Consider the following 17,350-nt stretch of genomic DNA (forward strand, 5'->3'; position numbering starts at 1 on the left):
AATAAAAGAAATTTTTACAAGCGGTTGCTTTTACAAAGAATTTAGCATAGAAGTCCGTTTGTCTGCTATGCTAATTTAAAAATAAGATCAACAAATCTTCGTTGCTCAGAGGAAGATTGAGTTATTTTAGGCTACAAGGGGGATAGAAAGTTTTATCTGAATTATTCAACACGCTCTCCGTGAATACTAATATCTAAACCTTGGCGTTCATCATCTTTTTCTACACGTAGACCACCACAAATAAAACTAATAATTTTAAGCAGAATGAAGCTAACTATGCCGCTATAAATGACGGTAATCATTACATCTTTTACTTGTATCAGTAATTGAGAAGTCACAGTAGCATCGCCTGAAAATACGGTGTTATTGAAGAAAATTCCGGTCAGTAATGCACCGACTATTCCTCCAAAACCATGAATACCAAACGCATCTAATGAATCATCATAGCCAAGTTTATGTTTTATTACTGTCACAGAGACATAACAAGCAACAGCAGTTAAGCTGCCGATGAAAAGAGCGCCCTGTGGATCAACAAAACCTGCCGCTGGAGTAATGCCAACTAAACCAGCCACAGATCCGGATGCTAATCCAAGCGATGATGGGGAGTGTCCTGCTAATTTTTCACATAAAAGCCATGTTAATGCTCCAACTGCGGCAGAAATTTGGGTTACGGCAAGAGCCATTCCGGCAGAAGCATTTGCTGCAACAGCTGAGCCTGCATTAAACCCAAACCAGCCTACCCATAGCATTGCAGCACCAATAAGAGTGAATGCCATATTGTGAGGTGGCATAGCCTCCTTTTTATAACCAACGCGTTTACCTATAACGATAGCTGCTACTAGTCCTGCAATCCCTGCATTGATATGTACTACAGTGCCACCAGCATAATCTAATACACCACCTGCTGCCATAAAGCCACCTCCCCAAACCCAATGACAAGTTGGCACATAAACAAATAAGAACCATAACCCGGAAAACCACATCATCGCGGAATATTTGATTCTTTCGGCAAAAGCACCCGAAATAATGGCAACAGATATGACAGCAAAAGTCATTTGGAAAAACATAAATACAGTTTCAGGAATAGAACTTGCATTAGGTGCGATGGTGCCGGTATTGTTAGCCAAGTCTAAGCCAATCCCTGTTAAGAATATGCGGTCAAAGCCCCCGATAAAAGCATTACCTTCTGTAAAGGCAAGTGAATAACCGATAGCTATCCATAAAAAACTAATTAATGCAGTAACAGAAAAACTATGCATCATGGTACTGAGAATATTTTTCTTACGAACCATGCCACCATAAAACAGAGCAAGTCCAGGTATAGTCATAAAAAGCACTAAGATGGCTGAAATCATGACCCAAGCGGTATCTCCCCCATTAATTTCAGAAAGTGGTCTCCACCAATTTGTTTCAGCATAGCTAGATGATGGGATAAGAAAAGAAGAAAGCAGAAAGTATTTTTTCATAAAATGTTCCTAATGAGATTCCTATATTGCGTCGTTATCCGTTTCACCTGTACGGATTCGAATGACTTGCTCAACTGGTGAGACAAATATTTTTCCGTCCCCCACTTTTCCTGTATGAGCGGCATGGATGATGGTTTGTACCACTGAATCAAGCATTTCATCAGAGATGACCAAGACAATTTTTATTTTAGGTAGGAAATCAACTTCATACTCTGCACCACGGTAACTTTCAGTATGACCTTTTTGTCTGCCAAATCCATTAACTTCTGTTACAGTCATCCCTGAAATGCCTAAATCAGATAATGCCTCTCTAACATCTTGAAGCTTGAAAGGCTTTATTATTGCAATTACTTGTTTCATGTTAACTCCTGTATTTTATGTGTGATTAGTTATATTTATGATAACAATTAAAAAAACTAATTCAATATATATTTTTAATAAGTAACTGCTTTTTGCAAAATTTTTGCCAAAAATGACCGCTTGGCTTAGATTTCTACACGCTGCTCAATGTCTTTCAATTCCGAAAATTTCTCTACCAAGCTTGGTATATCACCAACATCATTACCGAGCCGACAATGAAAAGCGAAACAATCCAATTTGACACTATAAACCAAATGGTCTATATTATTTAGACCATTTGGTTTAATTTATGAGACGTATGCAAGAAAAAGTTAAAAAGCGAGGGAGACCTGCTAAAAACCCTCCCAACTTTGATACCAAAACTCAACTTATTCGCACAGGCATTGAATTACTCACAGAACGTGGTTATATCACAGCAGATATTGATAGCGTGCTGAAAAAAGCGGGCGTGCCGAAAGGTTCGTTCTATTATCATTTCAAAAATAAAGAAGAGTTTGGTTTGGCGGTAATTTATGGTTATGCCGATTACTTCAACCGAAAATTAGACAAATTTCTTTGTGATGAAACCCTTTCCCCACTTTCTCGCATTCTTGCCTTTTATGAAAATGCCAAATTAGGAATGGAAAAATTTGGTTTCTCTCGTGGCTGCTTGATTGGAAATGTAGCACAAGAAGCGACGATTTTGCCAGAAAGCTATCATTCCATTTTGAATGAAATTTTTGAGGTTTGGCAAAAGAAATTTGAGCAATGTTTTTTATCAGCTCAAACAGCAGGAGAATTAAATAATAAGTACGACTGCAGACAGCTTGCTTACTTCTTTTGGCTCGGTTGGGAAGGGGCTGTAATGCGTGCCAAGCTGATTAAAACTCACGAGCCTTTAACGATTTTTATTGAATACTTTTTTCCACTCTCAAAAAACAAGGAATGCACAATGTTCAAAGCAATTTTAATTAACAAACAAGACGATCAATACATCGCCAATCTCTCAATGGTTGATGAAAAAGAACTACCTGAAGGCGATGTGTTAGTGAAGGTGGATTATTCTACGCTGAATTATAAAGATGCTCTTGCAATTACAGGCAAAAGCCCGGTTGTGCGATCTTTCCCAATGGTCGCTGGAATTGATTTGGTTGGCACGGTATTAGAAAGTCAATCGGAGCAATTCAAGATTGGCGATAGTGTTCTGCTAAACGGTTGGGGAGTGGGTGAAAAGCATTGGGGCGGATTAGCTGAAAAAGCTAGATTACGTAGTGAATGGTTGATCTCTTTACCGGAGAATTTTGCCCCGAAACAAGCAATGGCAATTGGTACTGCTGGCTATACGGCAATGTTATGCGTGAATGCGTTAGAGCAAAATGGTATTCAGCCTGATAGTGGTAAAGTGTTAGTGACAGGTGCAAACGGCGGGGTAGGCAGTTTTGCGGTGGCGATTTTAGCAAAATTAGGATACGAAGTGATCGCATCAACAGGGCGATTAAGCGAAAGCGATTATCTAAAATCATTGGGGGCGGTAGAAATTATCGATCGTGCCGAGCTAAGCGAAAAAGGCAAACCACTGATGAAAGAGCGTTGGGTTGCTGCCATTGATAGTGTTGGTAGCCATACACTTGCCAATGTGTGTGCCAGTACGCAATATGGTGGTGTAGTTGCCGCTTGTGGATTAGCTCAAGGAATGGATTTTCCTGCAACCGTTGCTCCCTTTATTTTGCGTGGTGTAACCTTAAAAGGTGTAGATAGCGTAATGTGTCCAAAGCCTTTGAGAGTGCAAGCGTGGCAACGATTAAGCGAAATAGTCGATGATGAGTTGCTTGCAAAAATTAGTCGTGAAATTTCTCTTGATGAAGTAATCTCAGCCGCAGAAAAATTACTAAAAGGCGAAGTGCGTGGTAGAATTGTAGTAAAAATTTGATGATAAAAAAGGCAACATACAAGTTGCCTTTATTTCATGATTTATATTTCTACTCGACTACCAATATCTTTCAATTCGGAAAACTTTTCCACCAATCTTGGCATATCGTCAAGGGAAAAGGCGAATGACCAAAGGTAGGTAATTACGGCATAAATATGCCCTGCGGTAACATTGTCGTTTAGGCTTAACATTGCCAATGCCGATCCGAACAGTAGGCAGAGTGAAATGCCGATCAGAAAGAAACTTAATGCTTCACGGTTGGAAATCGCAATGCGAAGTTTTGCCAATAATCCGTAGTGCTTGGTTAAGCCGTGATTTGAGCCTTGTTCAATCACGGTAACTTCGTTTTCCAAGCGGTTGTTTAATTTGAAATAGAGCCGATCATTGAGTTTCGCATAGCGTGGCAGGGCAATCCCCCAGCCAAGTAGCACGAAAAAGGTGAGCAAGCCTGTCCAAAATTCAATGATCATCAACATTACCACCGAGCCAACAATGTTGAAAACGGAGGTAATCAATATCGGTAAATGCTCTTCAAAAAAATCGACAAACTGGCGGGAAAGTGCCGCGTGAGCAGCAGCCGATGAGGTTGAGCCTTTGCGTTTTTGATTGAGTACTGCATTTACCGCAAGCTCGGCATAAATCCGCACGAAAACCCGTGTATCCACCGCACGGCGTGCTGAACCGACCGCCCAAATCGAAAACACCATTACCGCATAAAGCAACGCTAACCCCACATCGTGGTTTAACACCGCATTGACCGCAAGACTGCCCACCAACGGATAAAGCAACAGCAATAAATTTTCTGCCGCCACCAGCGAAAACGTCACCCCCAGTTTTTTACGATGATCAAGGGCGATCTGTTTTAATGTACTGAATACATTGATATTCATAAAGTAGTCCTAAAAATTACTTAATTGTGGTGCATTATAGGGAGGCTAAAATCAAAATCAAGTAAATTTTAGGACTATTAATCATTCTGTGCTAACCTATAACTATTTCTCAAAATCACATAAGGAAATACTATGTCTCACTTTGATGAACTTTCTACACATATTGGCAAAATGGATGCTGTTATGGAAAGCTGGATTGCAAAGCTTGGCTTAACCTACAACCATTTTGCGGTGCTACATACTCTTGCCGAACAACCAAATGGTTGCACGCAAAAACAGATTGCAGACGAGTGGTATTTGCCGAAACAGACGGTATTTAATATCTGCAAAGAGTATCGGGAAAAAAGCTGGATTGAATTTGCCGAAAGTGAAAGCGATAAACGGGAGCGAATTTTGCTTTTAACCGAACAGGGTAAGGCTCAGGCTATGCCGATAAAAATAGCAACTGATTCAATTTTTGCCCGTGCTTTTGAACATTTTGGCGCAAAAAAAACGGAGCAGCTTTTTAAATTAATGGCGGAATTGGGGGATATTTGCCAAGAAGAAATAAAATTGCATAGTGAAATAGCGAAAAGTTAGCCACTTTGGTACAGAGGATTAAGCATCATATCGACTTGTTTCTCTTTGCAAAACCTTGCATTTCAAGTACAATTCCCCGATTAATTTTTTGATAATAAACAACAAAACAGGACATTAACTGCCCGATGAAAATGCAAAATATTCGTAACTTTTCGATTATCGCTCACATTGACCACGGTAAATCAACCTTATCTGACCGCTTAATTCAAACCTGTGGCGGCTTATCAGACCGTGAAATGGAAGCTCAAGTGCTAGATTCTATGGATCTTGAACGTGAACGTGGAATTACCATTAAAGCACAAAGCGTAACTTTAAATTATAAAGCGAAAGACGGTGAAACTTATCAGCTTAATTTTATCGACACCCCGGGGCATGTGGATTTTTCTTATGAAGTTTCTCGCTCGCTCGCCGCTTGTGAAGGGGCATTGTTGGTAGTAGATGCAGGGCAGGGTGTTGAGGCTCAAACATTAGCCAACTGCTATACTGCAATCGAAATGGATCTCGAAGTTGTGCCGATTTTAAACAAAATCGACTTACCAGCAGCCGAGCCTGAACGTGTGGCAGAAGAGATCGAAGATATTGTTGGTATTGATGCGATTGATGCAGTACGCTGTTCGGCAAAAACCGGTTTAGGGATTGAAGATGTTTTAGAAGATATTGTGAAGAAAATTCCGGCACCGGAAGGCGATGCAGAAGCTCCATTACAAGCACTGATTATTGATTCTTGGTTCGATAACTATTTAGGCGTGGTGTCTTTAGTGCGTGTGAAAAACGGTGTGTTACGCAAAGGTGATAAAATCAAAGTGATGAGTACCGGACAATCCTACAATGTAGATCGTCTTGGTATTTTCACGCCAAAGCAAGTAGATACCACTGAGCTGAAAACAGGTGAAGTAGGTTGGGTAGTCTGCGCGATTAAAGATATTTTAGGTGCACCGGTGGGCGATACATTGACTCATCACCACAATTCAGCCACCGAAGTATTACCAGGCTTTAAAAAAGTAAAACCGCAGGTTTATGCAGGTTTATTTCCGATCAGTTCGGATGACTACGAAGCGTTCCGTGATGCGTTAGGTAAATTAAGCCTAAATGATGCTTCATTATTCTATGAGCCGGAAACCTCAAGTGCGTTAGGTTTTGGTTTCCGTTGTGGTTTCTTGGGACTTCTCCACATGGAAATTATCCAAGAGCGTTTAGAGCGTGAATACGATCTGGATTTGATCACCACTGCCCCAACGGTAGTCTATGAAGTAGTACAAACAGACGGTGAAACCATCTATGTGGATAGCCCGTCCAAATTACCGGCAATCAATAACATTGCGGAAATCCGTGAGCCGATTGCAGAGTGTAATATGCTTGTGCCACAAGAATTCTTAGGCAATGTGATTACCCTTTGTGTGGAAAAACGTGGTGTGCAAACTAATATGGTTTATCACGGTAACCAAATTGCGTTAACCTATGAGATCCCGATGGGAGAAGTGGTGTTAGATTTCTTCGACCGCTTAAAATCAACCTCTCGTGGTTATGCTTCGTTAGACTATGGTTTCAAACGCTTCCAAAATGCTGATATGGTACGTGTGGATATTATGATTAATGGCGAACGTGTTGATGCGTTAGCGATTATTGTTCACCGTGCGAATGCCGCTTATCGTGGGCGTGAGCTAGTGGAAAAAATGCGTGAATTGATTCCACGTCAGCAATTTGATATTGCTATTCAAGCGGCAATTGGTAACCACGTTATCGCTCGCTCAACGGTAAAACAGTTGCGTAAAAACGTATTGGCGAAGTGTTACGGTGGAGATGTAAGCCGTAAGAAAAAACTGCTACAAAAACAAAAAGAGGGTAAAAAACGCATGAAATCTCTCGGTAATGTAGAAGTACCACAAGAAGCGTTCTTAGCAATTCTTCACGTTGGCAAAGATTAATTTGCTAAAAAAATGCGAAATTTGACCGCTTGCAAGCGGTCATATTTCTTGAAAATTTTGCAAAAAACCTAGTACGCTTAGCGTGCTGGGGTAACTAAAAAAGGAACATTCAATGGCACAATTTATGCCAATTATTTTTTTAGGCATTATTTACGGTATTTGGAAATGGTTGGATTCAATGCAGCTACCGAATACGATTTCAATTATTTTAGTTGTCCTAGTTCTGATTTGTGGAGGATTTTGGGCATTTTATAAATTTAGTGCTGATCCAAGACGTAAACGGGCGATTGCACAACAACAAAAACGCTTAGGTAGAGAATTAACGGCAGAAGAGATTGCCGATATTCAGCCAAAATCAGCAGTAGGCGAATTTTTTGCTTCGCTTTTCGGTGTGTTGTTTTTTGTAACGGTATTGCGTTCATTTTTATTTGAACCCTTTCAAATCCCAAGTGGTTCAATGGAACCAAGCTTACGCGTGGGTGATTTTTTAGTGGTAAATAAATTTGAATACGGTATCAAAGATCCGATTTGGCAAAAGACGTTAATCGAAACCGGCAAACCTGAGCGTGGCGATGTGATCGTATTTAAAGCACCTATTGAGCTACATGTTGATTATATTAAGCGAGTAGTTGCCATTGGTGGTGATAAGTTGAAGTATGATTTTGCGACTCAGCGTTTGACCTTAACCAAAGCTAATGGCGAAGTGCAGGTTTTTGAATATAGCGAAGGCAAGCCAAATGCAGAGTTCTTCTATAAAGGGGAAATGCAAGTTGAACGTACTGAGAAAAGTGATGTTATCCACCAAATTTTAAATCACCCGATGGCATTTAACTATGCTCCTTATTTCTTCAAACAAGAAGGGCTATCCGAGGGAGAATGGATTGTGCCGGAAGGGCATTATTTTGTAATGGGTGACAATCGAGACAATAGTGGTGATAGCCGTTTTTGGGGATTTGTACCCGAACAAAATGTTGTAGGCAAAGCCAGCTTTATTTGGCTAAGCATTGATAAACAACAAGATGAAAGCTCACTTAAAGCCTTATTTAGCAAAGGGCTACGTTTCTCAAGAATGTTTACTTCCATTCACTAATAAACTGACAGGGCGTATTGCATACGCCCTTTATTCAAATTAAAGGCAAGCAAAAGCCTAAAATAAATACTATGCAATTAGAACGATTACAGAAAAAATTAGGTTATCAGTTCCATAACCTGGATTACCTCACACAGGCTTTAACACATCGTAGTGCGGCGGCAAAAAATAACGAACGTCTTGAGTTTTTAGGCGATTCAATTTTAAATTTTACTATCGGCAAAGCCTTATATGACAAATTCCCTAAAGCTAATGAAGGGGAGCTTAGTCGTATGCGGGCAACCCTTGTTAGAGAGCAAACCTTAGCTATTATTGCTCGTAAATTTGATTTAGGCGATTATCTGAAATTAGGGCCGGGCGAGCTAAAAAGTGGTGGATACCGCCGAGAATCTATTCTTTCAGATTGCGTTGAAGCGATTATTGCAGCAATTTATCTTGATCAAGATATGGCAAAAGCAATGGAAAAAGTAGCAGATTGGTATGCGGATTTACTAAATGAAATCAGCCCGGGCGATTCGCAAAAGGATCCAAAAACACGCCTACAAGAATTTTTACAAGGCAAAAAATTACCGTTGCCGGAATATGATGTGTTGGATATTAAAGGCGAAGCTCATAACCAAACATTCCGAGTCACTTGTAAAGTGATTAACTTAGATGAAATTTTTATCGGCATAGGCACAAGTCGCCGTAAAGCTGAGCAGAATGCAGCAGAGAAAGTATTGGCTGTAATTAAGACAAAAAAATAATGAGTTCCTCTTTTTAGCAAAGAGGACTAAATAAAGGAAACTAAAATGACAGAATTAAACCAAATCCCGGCTAAAACCTATTGCGGTTTTATCGCTATTGTCGGTCGCCCAAATGTTGGGAAATCGACATTATTAAATAAGATTTTAGGGCAAAAAATTTCAATTACATCACGCAAAGCGCAAACTACCCGCCACCGTATTGTCGGCATTCACACTGAAGAACAATACCAAGCAATTTATGTTGATACTCCGGGGCTTCATATTGAAGAAAAACGAGCAATTAACCGTTTGATGAACCGTGCGGCAAGTTCGGCAATTGGCGATGTGGATTTAATCATTTTCGTAGTAGAAGGTACAAAATGGACGGAAGATGATGAAATGGTGCTGAACAAACTGCGTGCAGCTAAAGCCCCTGTTCTGCTTGCGATCAATAAAGTAGATAACATCAAAGAAAAAGAAGAATTATTGCCGCATATCACTGAACTTTCACAAAAATTCGATTTTGCTGAAATTCTACCGATTTCCGCACAACGTGGAAAAAACGTCCATATTTTACAAAAATATGTGCGTAAATCATTGCGTGAAGGAGTTCATCATTTCCCGGAAGAATATGTTACAGACCGTTCGCAACGTTTTATGGCATCAGAAATTATCCGTGAAAAATTAATGCGTTTTACCGGTGAAGAGCTGCCTTATTCTGTAACGGTGGAAATTGAACAATTTAAGATGAACGAGCGTGGCGTTTATGAGATCAACGGTTTGATTTTAGTTGAACGTGATGGACAGAAAAAAATGGTCATCGGTGCCGGTGGTCAAAAAATTAAGACCATTGGTATTGAAGCCCGTAAAGATATGGAACGCCTATTTGATAACCAAGTCCACCTTGAACTTTGGGTGAAAGTCAAAGCCGGCTGGGCTGATGATGAACGTGCGTTGAGGAGTTTGGGGTACATGGATGAGTAGTCTAAAACTGCTCACATTCTGAAGTTGATTTTGAAATCTTGAACAAATCTCCCCTTCTCCTCTTTGCTAAAGAGGGGAAGGGGAGGTTTGGCAGAAGTATTAAAACCTCATAATTAGTAAAAATATTATGACCACAGACCAATGGCAACGAGCCTTTGTACTTCACCGCCGAGAATACAGCGAAAGTAGTTTGCTTGTGGATTTCTTCACAGAACATCACGGGCGGATCACACTACTTGCCAAAGGGGCGAGACGTTCTCGTTCGCCATTAAAAGCCGTGCTACAGCCGTTTACACCGTTGTTGTTGCGTTGGACAGGAAAGGGCGATTTGAAAACCTTAACCAAAGCAGAGCCGGCAGCCTTAACCTTGCCGATGAATACTATTTCACTTTACAGCGGTTTTTATATCAATGAAGTACTTGCACGAGTATTGGAAAATCAGACCGCTTACCCAACGCTTTTTCAGCATTATTTAAGCTGTATTACTCAGCTTGCTACCCAACAGGAAGTTGAACCCATTTTACGTACTTTTGAATTTCAGACCTTAAAAGCACTTGGTTATGGTGTGGATTTTACTCATTGTGCGGCAACAGGTTTAGCAGTAGATGCGGATATGAGTTATCAATTTAGAGAAAATGAGGGCTTTATTGCCTCTTTACTGCAAAATAATAATAGTTTTTTAGGGCGGGAGCTGCTGGCATTTGCCGAGCTGGATTTTTCGGAAAAGTCTACTCAACAGGCAGCAAAACGCTTTACCCGAATTGCATTAAAACCTTATTTAGGTTCTCAGCCATTGAAGAGCCGAGAGCTATTTCAAGCTATTTTGCCGAATAAATTAAAAGGAAGTTAAACTTTATTTATCTAATAACAAGCGGTTGGATTTGCAAAATATTTTACAAATCCAACCGCTTGTTGTTAAAGAGAGCTAGTTTATACTACGCCCGATGTCATCAGTTTCCCCAATTGCTTGTTTAAATGAATTAAGGAGAGATTCTCTATCATTGGCAGAGTAGTAGTTATTTTTCCCGACACATTTCTCCCAAGCATTTTTGGATTTTGAAGCATAGCCGAATTCAACAAACACGATTTTGGTGTTTTGATCGCCATTATGTTGATTTAGCTTCTCTCTAATTTTATCACATGCATTTGAGGATAATTTTTTACGTTGATTTTCCTCTTTAAAATAAATAGGAAGTGAGCCTATATAATAACCATATTTTTCGTTGTAAAAGCTTTTGCTACTGTAACTGGTTTTCTGTATTACTTCTTCCTGCCCTAACAGAAAGTTTTCGGTAATTCGACTATATTGTGTAAATGGTGTGCCTTTATCACCGGCAGTTAGCTCATCATTACCATCAGATAAAACTAAAATTACCCGTTTAGTCGCTTCTCCTAATTTTTTAGTTCGACTTTCTTCTTGGAGCATAATCGTTGCTGCTGTAAGCAATCCTGAACTGACTAATGTACTTCCTTCAGCATGAAGTCCTTTCACCAAATCGGAAAATTTATCTGATTCATGTTTTGTATACCACTGATGGCTATTTTTATTTTTTTCTCCTAAACAAAATCTGTTTTTATTAAATTTAATTGAATCTGTTGGATAGTTTTCCCCAATAGCATTAATGGTTTTTTCAATATCAGTTAAATAAGCCAAGCTATGTGCAAATTTGATTTTGTCAATTTCATGTCTCTGGTAATTTGATGTTAAATAATTAGTAATATCTTTTCTCATACTTCCATTAGAGTATCCATAAGTATTTTGATATTTTTTATCTTCTCTTAAGACAAAAGGTAGTATACACTGGCTACTAGAATATTGTGCACCCAATGCAAAAGGTGCAACCGCAATACGGTTGTTATCATTAGATTCCGGGCTAAATAATGATTTTGCAGTTAATTCTTGGAGTACAGATTTTAATATTCCTAGTTTACTATTTTCATTATTGACCTCATGCTTATTAGATAAATCAAATCTCATCGAGCCGGATAAATCGGTTACAACCATTAGGTCAATCGGAATATTAAAGCTATTCTTTTTAAATGCTTTGGACTCGCTGGCAACAGATACATTTTGGGGGATAACAGTAATATTACCTACTGTTAGTGGGAACCATGAAAGGTGATCAATATTACCGGCAACCGTACAAGTGACTTCACTTGAGCTTGTATGTCCTTTTTTATTTGTTTCGTGCTTTGTTGTACAGACCGGCTTTAATTGCATTTTTTGTTCATCTGTTTGAGGGAGATAGACTTTTACAAAAGTTTTGGTGATTTGATGATCGCGTTTTCCCACTTCGGAATGCATATTAAAGGTGTCATCGTTTGCATTACCACCAGGTAATTTATAATCAGTCTCCTTTCGCCCACTGTTATTCTCTGCGGTCAGTGCTAAAACAGCTTGTTCTAGACTATCGGCAAGGCGTGCTTTATCTTGAATAATCGCAGCACCTTCAAGAGAGACAAAAATAAGTGCAAGAATAGGGAGTGCTAATAAGCCACCCATAATGGTATAGACACCCGATTCGTCTTGAATAAAACGTTTAGTTTGAAATAGTGATATTATTTTCATAAGCTCAATCCTCTAAAAATAAGATTAGCGACCTACGCCTAAGGCTGAAGCTCTTAAAAACCCTGACTCATAGTCACTTTTTGCTAGGGTCAGCCCTTTGAATAAATTCGTCATTTTTCGACATACCGTAACATGATAAATGGAAGCATAACGGTTTGAACCTTTAAAATTCTCGGTAATAGGGGATGCATCTGTAATATTGGTTGTATAAGCAGATTTGCAATTGTTATTGTTTGTTGAAATACTTTTTGAAGACGATTTGGTTTTCTTTGGTGGACGGGTAGCACTACCATTTAGCTTTTGAGGGCTAATTGATTCAAAACCATAATAGTGTACAGTTACATCAATAAGAGATTCATCTGAGTCTCCCATTAAACGTGCAGCAAGTTTCTTCAGTTTTTTTACATCTTCTTCAGTTACTTCTTCTTTACCGCCATCGGAGATATTGCGTTCTTTTACTACGTTAAGTATGGAATAAGAAGTACGTTGTAATTTTCCCGTTGTTGATTGCAAAATCGCAACATCAATTAGGAAAATAAGTAATATGGAGAACAGGAAGAAAATAAATATAAATTCAACTGTTACAGACCCTTGGTTATTTTTAAGGAGTTTTATTATCTTTTTCATATTCTTGAAGGACTACAATGTTACGTGTGAATAATGGTTCAACTGCAGTTTTAGAAACCCAGAAAAATAAAGGCGTATATTTATACTTAAAAGTATACTGTGCAAAAGGCGAGCCGACAGAATTACCATGAAGCTTGCCGGTGACCAGATCATCAAAACTATTTGCATATTGCACAGTTACTTCAGTAATGGCATTTTGGTTGAGAAATGTCCAAAGCTTATCTGGGCTTTTTATATTTTGTGTAAATATTTCTTGATAGTTACTTCCGGCAGGATTTTTCTTGGCAAAACGCGATGCTTCTGAAATCGATAAATCCAAGTAGGAGGAAAGCAGCGCAATTCGGCAGCCTTCCGCAATCATAAAAAGGACGAGAACAAAGAGTCCAATCGTGAGACTGAACTCAATTGTTGATGTACCTTTTATATTAGAAATAAAACGAGATACAGATCTTTTCATCATTTATTCATGCTCACTTTAGGCAATTTTTCGGTTTTTTTGAGTGCATTGACTAAATCTTCAGGCGAAGTGTTTAGGTTTTCTTTACGGATAATATCTAATGCGTAATCAATATCACCGCTTTTAACCAGCGCAAAGACTAAGTTATGAACTAGGCGAGGATCTTTAGAACCGCTTAAATATTGTGGTAATAGTAAATTGACTGCATTACGATAATCAGTATTTAGAATGCTTAACATCGCGATATTATTAATAGCGGTGATATCATTAATAAATAGCTCACGTGCTTTATTTATATCGATCTCTGCATCTGCCAGTTTTCCCATTTGAGCTAAGCTAATACCTCTTAGGTTATAGGCTTCACTATTTCTAGGAGCAAGTTGAATTAAATCAGTGGCAGCTAAATAGGCATCTTGGTATTGACCTAATTGAATTTTATTGCGGATATAGAGCAATTCAATATCTTGATTGAATGGGTGCGCACTAAATCGTAAAGGTTCAAGGTAGATAAGTGAGGATGCACTATCTCCCAGATGATAGTAACTTTTCGATAGTTTAAATTGTGTCAATGGATCTTGATTTAATTTTAATTCATCTCGATACATCGAAATAAGTGCGCTGTAATTTTTTGTGTTTTCATACAATTTTTCTTGTTCTGCTTTGCGTTCAGGCAAATTATGTGAAGGTTGATTTAAGGTTGAACAAGCAGATAAAGTTAGTAATAAACCAGAAACGAAAGTAACTTTTATAAGTTTATAAGACATTTGGTAAAACCCTCATTGCACCAGGTGCCACAATTAAAATAATGATTGGAAACATAATGAATAGAATAAGAGGAATACTCATTTTAGCGGAGAGTGTTCCAAGTTTTTCTTCCATTACCAGTAATTGCATTTCACGAATGTCGGCAGACAATTGTGTTAAATGTTCATAAAGCGAAGAGCCAAAATTTAAGCTTTGTTGTATTACTGTACAGAACATCCGAATTTCTTTAGTTGGTAAAGAAATTGCCAGATCTTGCAGCGCAGTGCTAAAGTTGGTTAATTCCGCTTTACGAATAATCCGTAAGATGACATAAGTTAAATCGGCATTTAAATGTTCAAAATCTATAGCGACTTGCTTAAACGCAGATTCAACACCTATACCTGTTTGAACATTTACTGCAACTAAGTCGATAAAACCGGGTATATCATTCATAATACGTTTAATTTTACTTTTTAAAATTGTATTAATTACAATACTTGGAATTAAAATAGTGAGTACAATAATAAATGCACAACCTAATATAAACGTAGTTTGATCTTTATTAATTAAGTAATTAATAAAAGTTAAAAATAAAATGGCAAATAATTTTATTTTAATATTTTTATCAATTAGCCCTAATAACTTAAGTAAAGGGCTGTGATTAACCAGTAATAATTCCAGCTCAATTTGCTGTTTCGTTTTGCCTTTTGGTCTTTCTTCTTCGTTGTTTTCTTTAGGGCGGTTACCTGCTAGTATCTCTTCGTGATAATCAATCTTTTTCTTATAAGAAAATGCCATTATAAAAATGAAGACGCCTAGTAAAATAATCAGTAAAAAGAATAAGATGATTTTCATTATGTAGATTTCCTCATTAACCACCAGATAATAAACATACCTAAAAGTTCGCTTCCTATAACGTAGTATAGGATGATACGTCCAGAGGGGTTATTAATTAGAAAATCAAAATTCTCTGGAGTGGCGATTTTCATAAAGAAGAAAAATCCTATAGGAAAACACGCAACAATAGCTGCAGACATTCTAGCTTCAGATGTCATTGCTTTCTTTTTTTGTTCCATTTTATTTGAATCAGCTATCGCTCTACCTAAACGAGAAATAACTTCACGCATTTGCCCACCTCTGGAAAGATTAGTTCGAACAATACTGATAAAGAAATAAAATTCTTTGTAAGGGTAGCGTGAATAGCTATCATTGAATACTGCCATAGCGTCTTCACCTCGAGCTAAACGTTTATAAATAATTTGGAATTCTTCACCTATAGGGCCTGTAATATCTCTACCGCATCGCTCAAGTGCTTGTAGTAAGCTAATGCCCGATGATGTGGCAGAATTAAGAACTTGTATTATTTCTGGAAATTTCTCATTAAACATTTTTTTATTACGACGTTTTCCCAATTTCCATACAATCAGAATAAAAGCAAGAATTTCTGCAATCAGGAAATATTGGTTGTCAAAACGAATAAATGAGGCATTTAAATAATACAAGCCGGCAAAAATAGCGAAATGAATAATAAGGTTTTTAACCAAATTATCTTTATTATTTGCCATGAAGTAATAAACCCATAAGTTAACGTTTTTCTTGATTTTTTTTATCAAATGAGTAAATTTTTCACTCAAAGTTGTTTCTCTGGCATTAACTTTTTTACGGGTTTTAATCCAACCTGAAGCAGTAAATATGAATAACAATATACCGAAGGTAAACACAAGATAATAAAGAATAGTCATCCATGCTCCTTAAAAATATGTTGTAATTCGTTACTTAAATTAAACAATTGAGCATTTTGGTAAACTGCAGAACGTGTTAAAAGTCCATGATTAATAAATTTACCGATAATATTATTGTTTGCATCACGATCTTTACTTGGCTCGTAGGAGAAAATATCTTGTAAAACGATTTGGCCGTTTTCCATACCCATTACTTCTGTAATATTAGTAATTTTACGTGAGCCATCATTTAAGCGAGATGCCTGGATAATAATATTTACTGCAGAGGCAATATTTCGGCGAATTGCTTCTAGAGGTAATGAGGCATTCGACATCATTACCATACTTTCTAAACGTGCAGTTGCATCACGTGGGTTATTGGCATGTAGAGTAGACATTGAGCCGTCATGTCCGGTATTCATTGCCTGTAACATTTGGAATGCTTCTGCTCCACGACACTCACCAACGATAATACGTTCCGGGCGCATACGTAATGCGTTAATAACCAGATCTTGCATTGTAATTTCACCAGTATGCTCTACACCTGCTAAACGCGTTTCCAAACGAACAACATGAGGTTGTTCTAAGCGTAATTCAGCTGTATCTTCTAACGTTAGTACTCGTTCTGTATGAGAAATATAGTTAGAAAGTGCATTTAAAAGTGTCGTTTTACCTGAGCCGGTTCCACCTGAAACAATAATATTTACTCTAGAGCGCGCAGCAATAATTAAGAAATTCGCCATATCAAGTGTCATTGAGCCAAAATTGACAAGATCTTGTAATGATTTCTTCGATTTAGAGAATTTACGAATAGAAATAGATGTACCATCTATCGCAATGGGCTTAATAACCACATTTAAACGGCTACCATCAGGTAAACGAGCATCTACTAATGGCATTCCTTCATCAATTCGTCGTCCGATACGTGTGACTAAACGCTTAGCAATATCTGTTAATTGTTCGTTATTGATAAAGGTTTTATCTGTTTTTTCCAAAATACCCGCACGCTCAACCCAAATATTATCAGGACCGTTTACCAAGATGTCATTGATAGTTTCATCTTCCATTAATTCTCTAATTGGCCCATAGCCGTCAATTTCATCGGCAACAATTTCAGCCATATAATTAGCATCTTGTGGCGTAAGATAAATATTACTGTTACTCGAAATACGTTGAAGAGATTGGGTTAGTTCTTCAATTAATTTTATCCGCTCATTTTGGATTTGATCTAGTTTCTCTATATCCAGATTACTTAATAATTCAGAACGGAAAAATATTTGTTGTTCTTTTGTTAGCATAATAAT

General features: G+C 37.9%; 17 protein-coding genes. 7 read left to right on the forward strand and 10 right to left on the reverse strand.

Going from position 1 to position 17,350, the window contains the following annotated elements:
- Positions 1–161: 161 nt before the first annotated feature.
- Together A4G16_RS03245 and A4G16_RS03250 are read right to left on the reverse strand one after the other, a co-directional pair.
- Positions 162–1,466, reverse strand: coding sequence for an ammonium transporter (locus A4G16_RS03245; RefSeq protein ID WP_165888675.1), 1,305 nt, complete (start codon positions 1,464–1,466; stop codon positions 162–164).
- A 21-nt stretch (positions 1,467–1,487) separates the two neighbouring features.
- On the reverse strand, positions 1,488–1,826 hold the full coding sequence (locus A4G16_RS03250) for a P-II family nitrogen regulator (RefSeq protein ID WP_165888676.1): 339 nt from the start codon (positions 1,824–1,826) through the stop codon (positions 1,488–1,490).
- A 289-nt stretch (positions 1,827–2,115) separates the two neighbouring features.
- Here A4G16_RS03250 and A4G16_RS11025 point away from each other — a divergent pair, with 289 nt between their 5' ends.
- Positions 2,116–3,735, forward strand: a complete 1,620-nt coding sequence (locus tag A4G16_RS11025) for an acryloyl-CoA reductase (protein WP_207951341.1) — start codon at positions 2,116–2,118, stop codon at positions 3,733–3,735.
- Between the two features lie 41 nt (positions 3,736–3,776).
- On the opposite strand, the gene A4G16_RS03265 is transcribed toward A4G16_RS11025, so the two are convergent.
- Positions 3,777–4,625 (reverse strand): ABC transporter six-transmembrane domain-containing protein, encoded by an 849-nt coding sequence (locus tag A4G16_RS03265; protein WP_165888677.1) that lies wholly within the window; start codon positions 4,623–4,625, stop codon positions 3,777–3,779.
- Between the two features lie 132 nt (positions 4,626–4,757).
- Between A4G16_RS03265 and A4G16_RS03270 the strand changes: the two genes are divergently transcribed.
- From A4G16_RS03270 to recO, 6 genes are all read left to right on the forward strand, one after another.
- On the forward strand, positions 4,758–5,204 hold the full coding sequence (locus A4G16_RS03270; protein ID WP_165888678.1) for a MarR family winged helix-turn-helix transcriptional regulator: 447 nt from the start codon (positions 4,758–4,760) through the stop codon (positions 5,202–5,204).
- Positions 5,205–5,335: 131 nt separating this feature from the next.
- Positions 5,336–7,129, forward strand: a complete 1,794-nt coding sequence (lepA, locus tag A4G16_RS03275; protein WP_165889888.1) for a translation elongation factor 4 — start codon at positions 5,336–5,338, stop codon at positions 7,127–7,129.
- Between the two features lie 112 nt (positions 7,130–7,241).
- Entirely contained in the window at positions 7,242–8,219 is a 978-nt protein-coding gene (lepB, locus tag A4G16_RS03280; protein ID WP_165888679.1) for a signal peptidase I, read from the forward strand.
- Between the two features lie 71 nt (positions 8,220–8,290).
- Positions 8,291–8,965, forward strand: a complete 675-nt coding sequence (gene rnc, locus A4G16_RS03285) for a ribonuclease III (protein ID WP_165888680.1) — start codon at positions 8,291–8,293, stop codon at positions 8,963–8,965.
- Positions 8,966–9,010: 45 nt separating this feature from the next.
- On the forward strand, positions 9,011–9,928 hold the full coding sequence (gene era / locus A4G16_RS03290) for a GTPase Era (RefSeq protein WP_165888681.1): 918 nt from the start codon (positions 9,011–9,013) through the stop codon (positions 9,926–9,928).
- A gap of 127 nt (positions 9,929–10,055) precedes the next feature.
- A complete protein-coding gene (recO, locus tag A4G16_RS03295) occupies positions 10,056–10,778 on the forward strand; it encodes a DNA repair protein RecO (protein ID WP_165888682.1) in 723 nt (240 codons plus the stop codon).
- Positions 10,779–10,853: 75 nt separating this feature from the next.
- Here the strand turns inward: recO and A4G16_RS03300 are convergent, their stop codons facing one another.
- From A4G16_RS03300 to A4G16_RS03330, 7 genes are read right to left on the reverse strand one after another with little or no spacing between them, the layout of a single operon-like run.
- A complete protein-coding gene (locus A4G16_RS03300; RefSeq protein WP_165888683.1) occupies positions 10,854–12,497 on the reverse strand; it encodes a pilus assembly protein in 1,644 nt (547 codons plus the stop codon).
- A 24-nt stretch (positions 12,498–12,521) separates the two neighbouring features.
- A complete protein-coding gene (gene tadF, locus A4G16_RS03305) occupies positions 12,522–13,124 on the reverse strand; it encodes a tight adherence pilus pseudopilin TadF (RefSeq protein ID WP_165888684.1) in 603 nt (200 codons plus the stop codon).
- Entirely contained in the window at positions 13,099–13,581 is a 483-nt protein-coding gene (locus A4G16_RS03310; RefSeq protein ID WP_165889889.1) for a TadE/TadG family type IV pilus assembly protein, read from the reverse strand. The genes tadF and A4G16_RS03310 overlap by 26 nt, the downstream gene beginning before the upstream one ends.
- Complete coding sequence (locus A4G16_RS03315; protein WP_165888685.1) at positions 13,581–14,345, reverse strand: tetratricopeptide repeat protein; 765 nt, start codon at positions 14,343–14,345, stop codon at positions 13,581–13,583. Before A4G16_RS03315 ends, A4G16_RS03310 begins: the two co-directional genes overlap by 1 nt.
- Positions 14,335–15,180, reverse strand: coding sequence for a type II secretion system F family protein (locus A4G16_RS03320; protein ID WP_042803764.1), 846 nt, complete (start codon positions 15,178–15,180; stop codon positions 14,335–14,337). Before A4G16_RS03320 ends, A4G16_RS03315 begins: the two co-directional genes overlap by 11 nt.
- Positions 15,180–16,067, reverse strand: a complete 888-nt coding sequence (locus A4G16_RS03325) for a type II secretion system F family protein (protein ID WP_165888686.1) — start codon at positions 16,065–16,067, stop codon at positions 15,180–15,182. The genes A4G16_RS03320 and A4G16_RS03325 overlap by 1 nt, the downstream gene beginning before the upstream one ends.
- Positions 16,064–17,344, reverse strand: a complete 1,281-nt coding sequence (locus A4G16_RS03330) for a CpaF family protein (protein WP_165888687.1) — start codon at positions 17,342–17,344, stop codon at positions 16,064–16,066. Before A4G16_RS03330 ends, A4G16_RS03325 begins: the two co-directional genes overlap by 4 nt.
- Positions 17,345–17,350 lie beyond the last annotated feature (6 nt).

The organism is Mannheimia granulomatis, assembly GCF_011455695.1.
Lineage (GTDB): Bacteria > Pseudomonadota > Gammaproteobacteria > Enterobacterales > Pasteurellaceae > Mannheimia > Mannheimia granulomatis_A.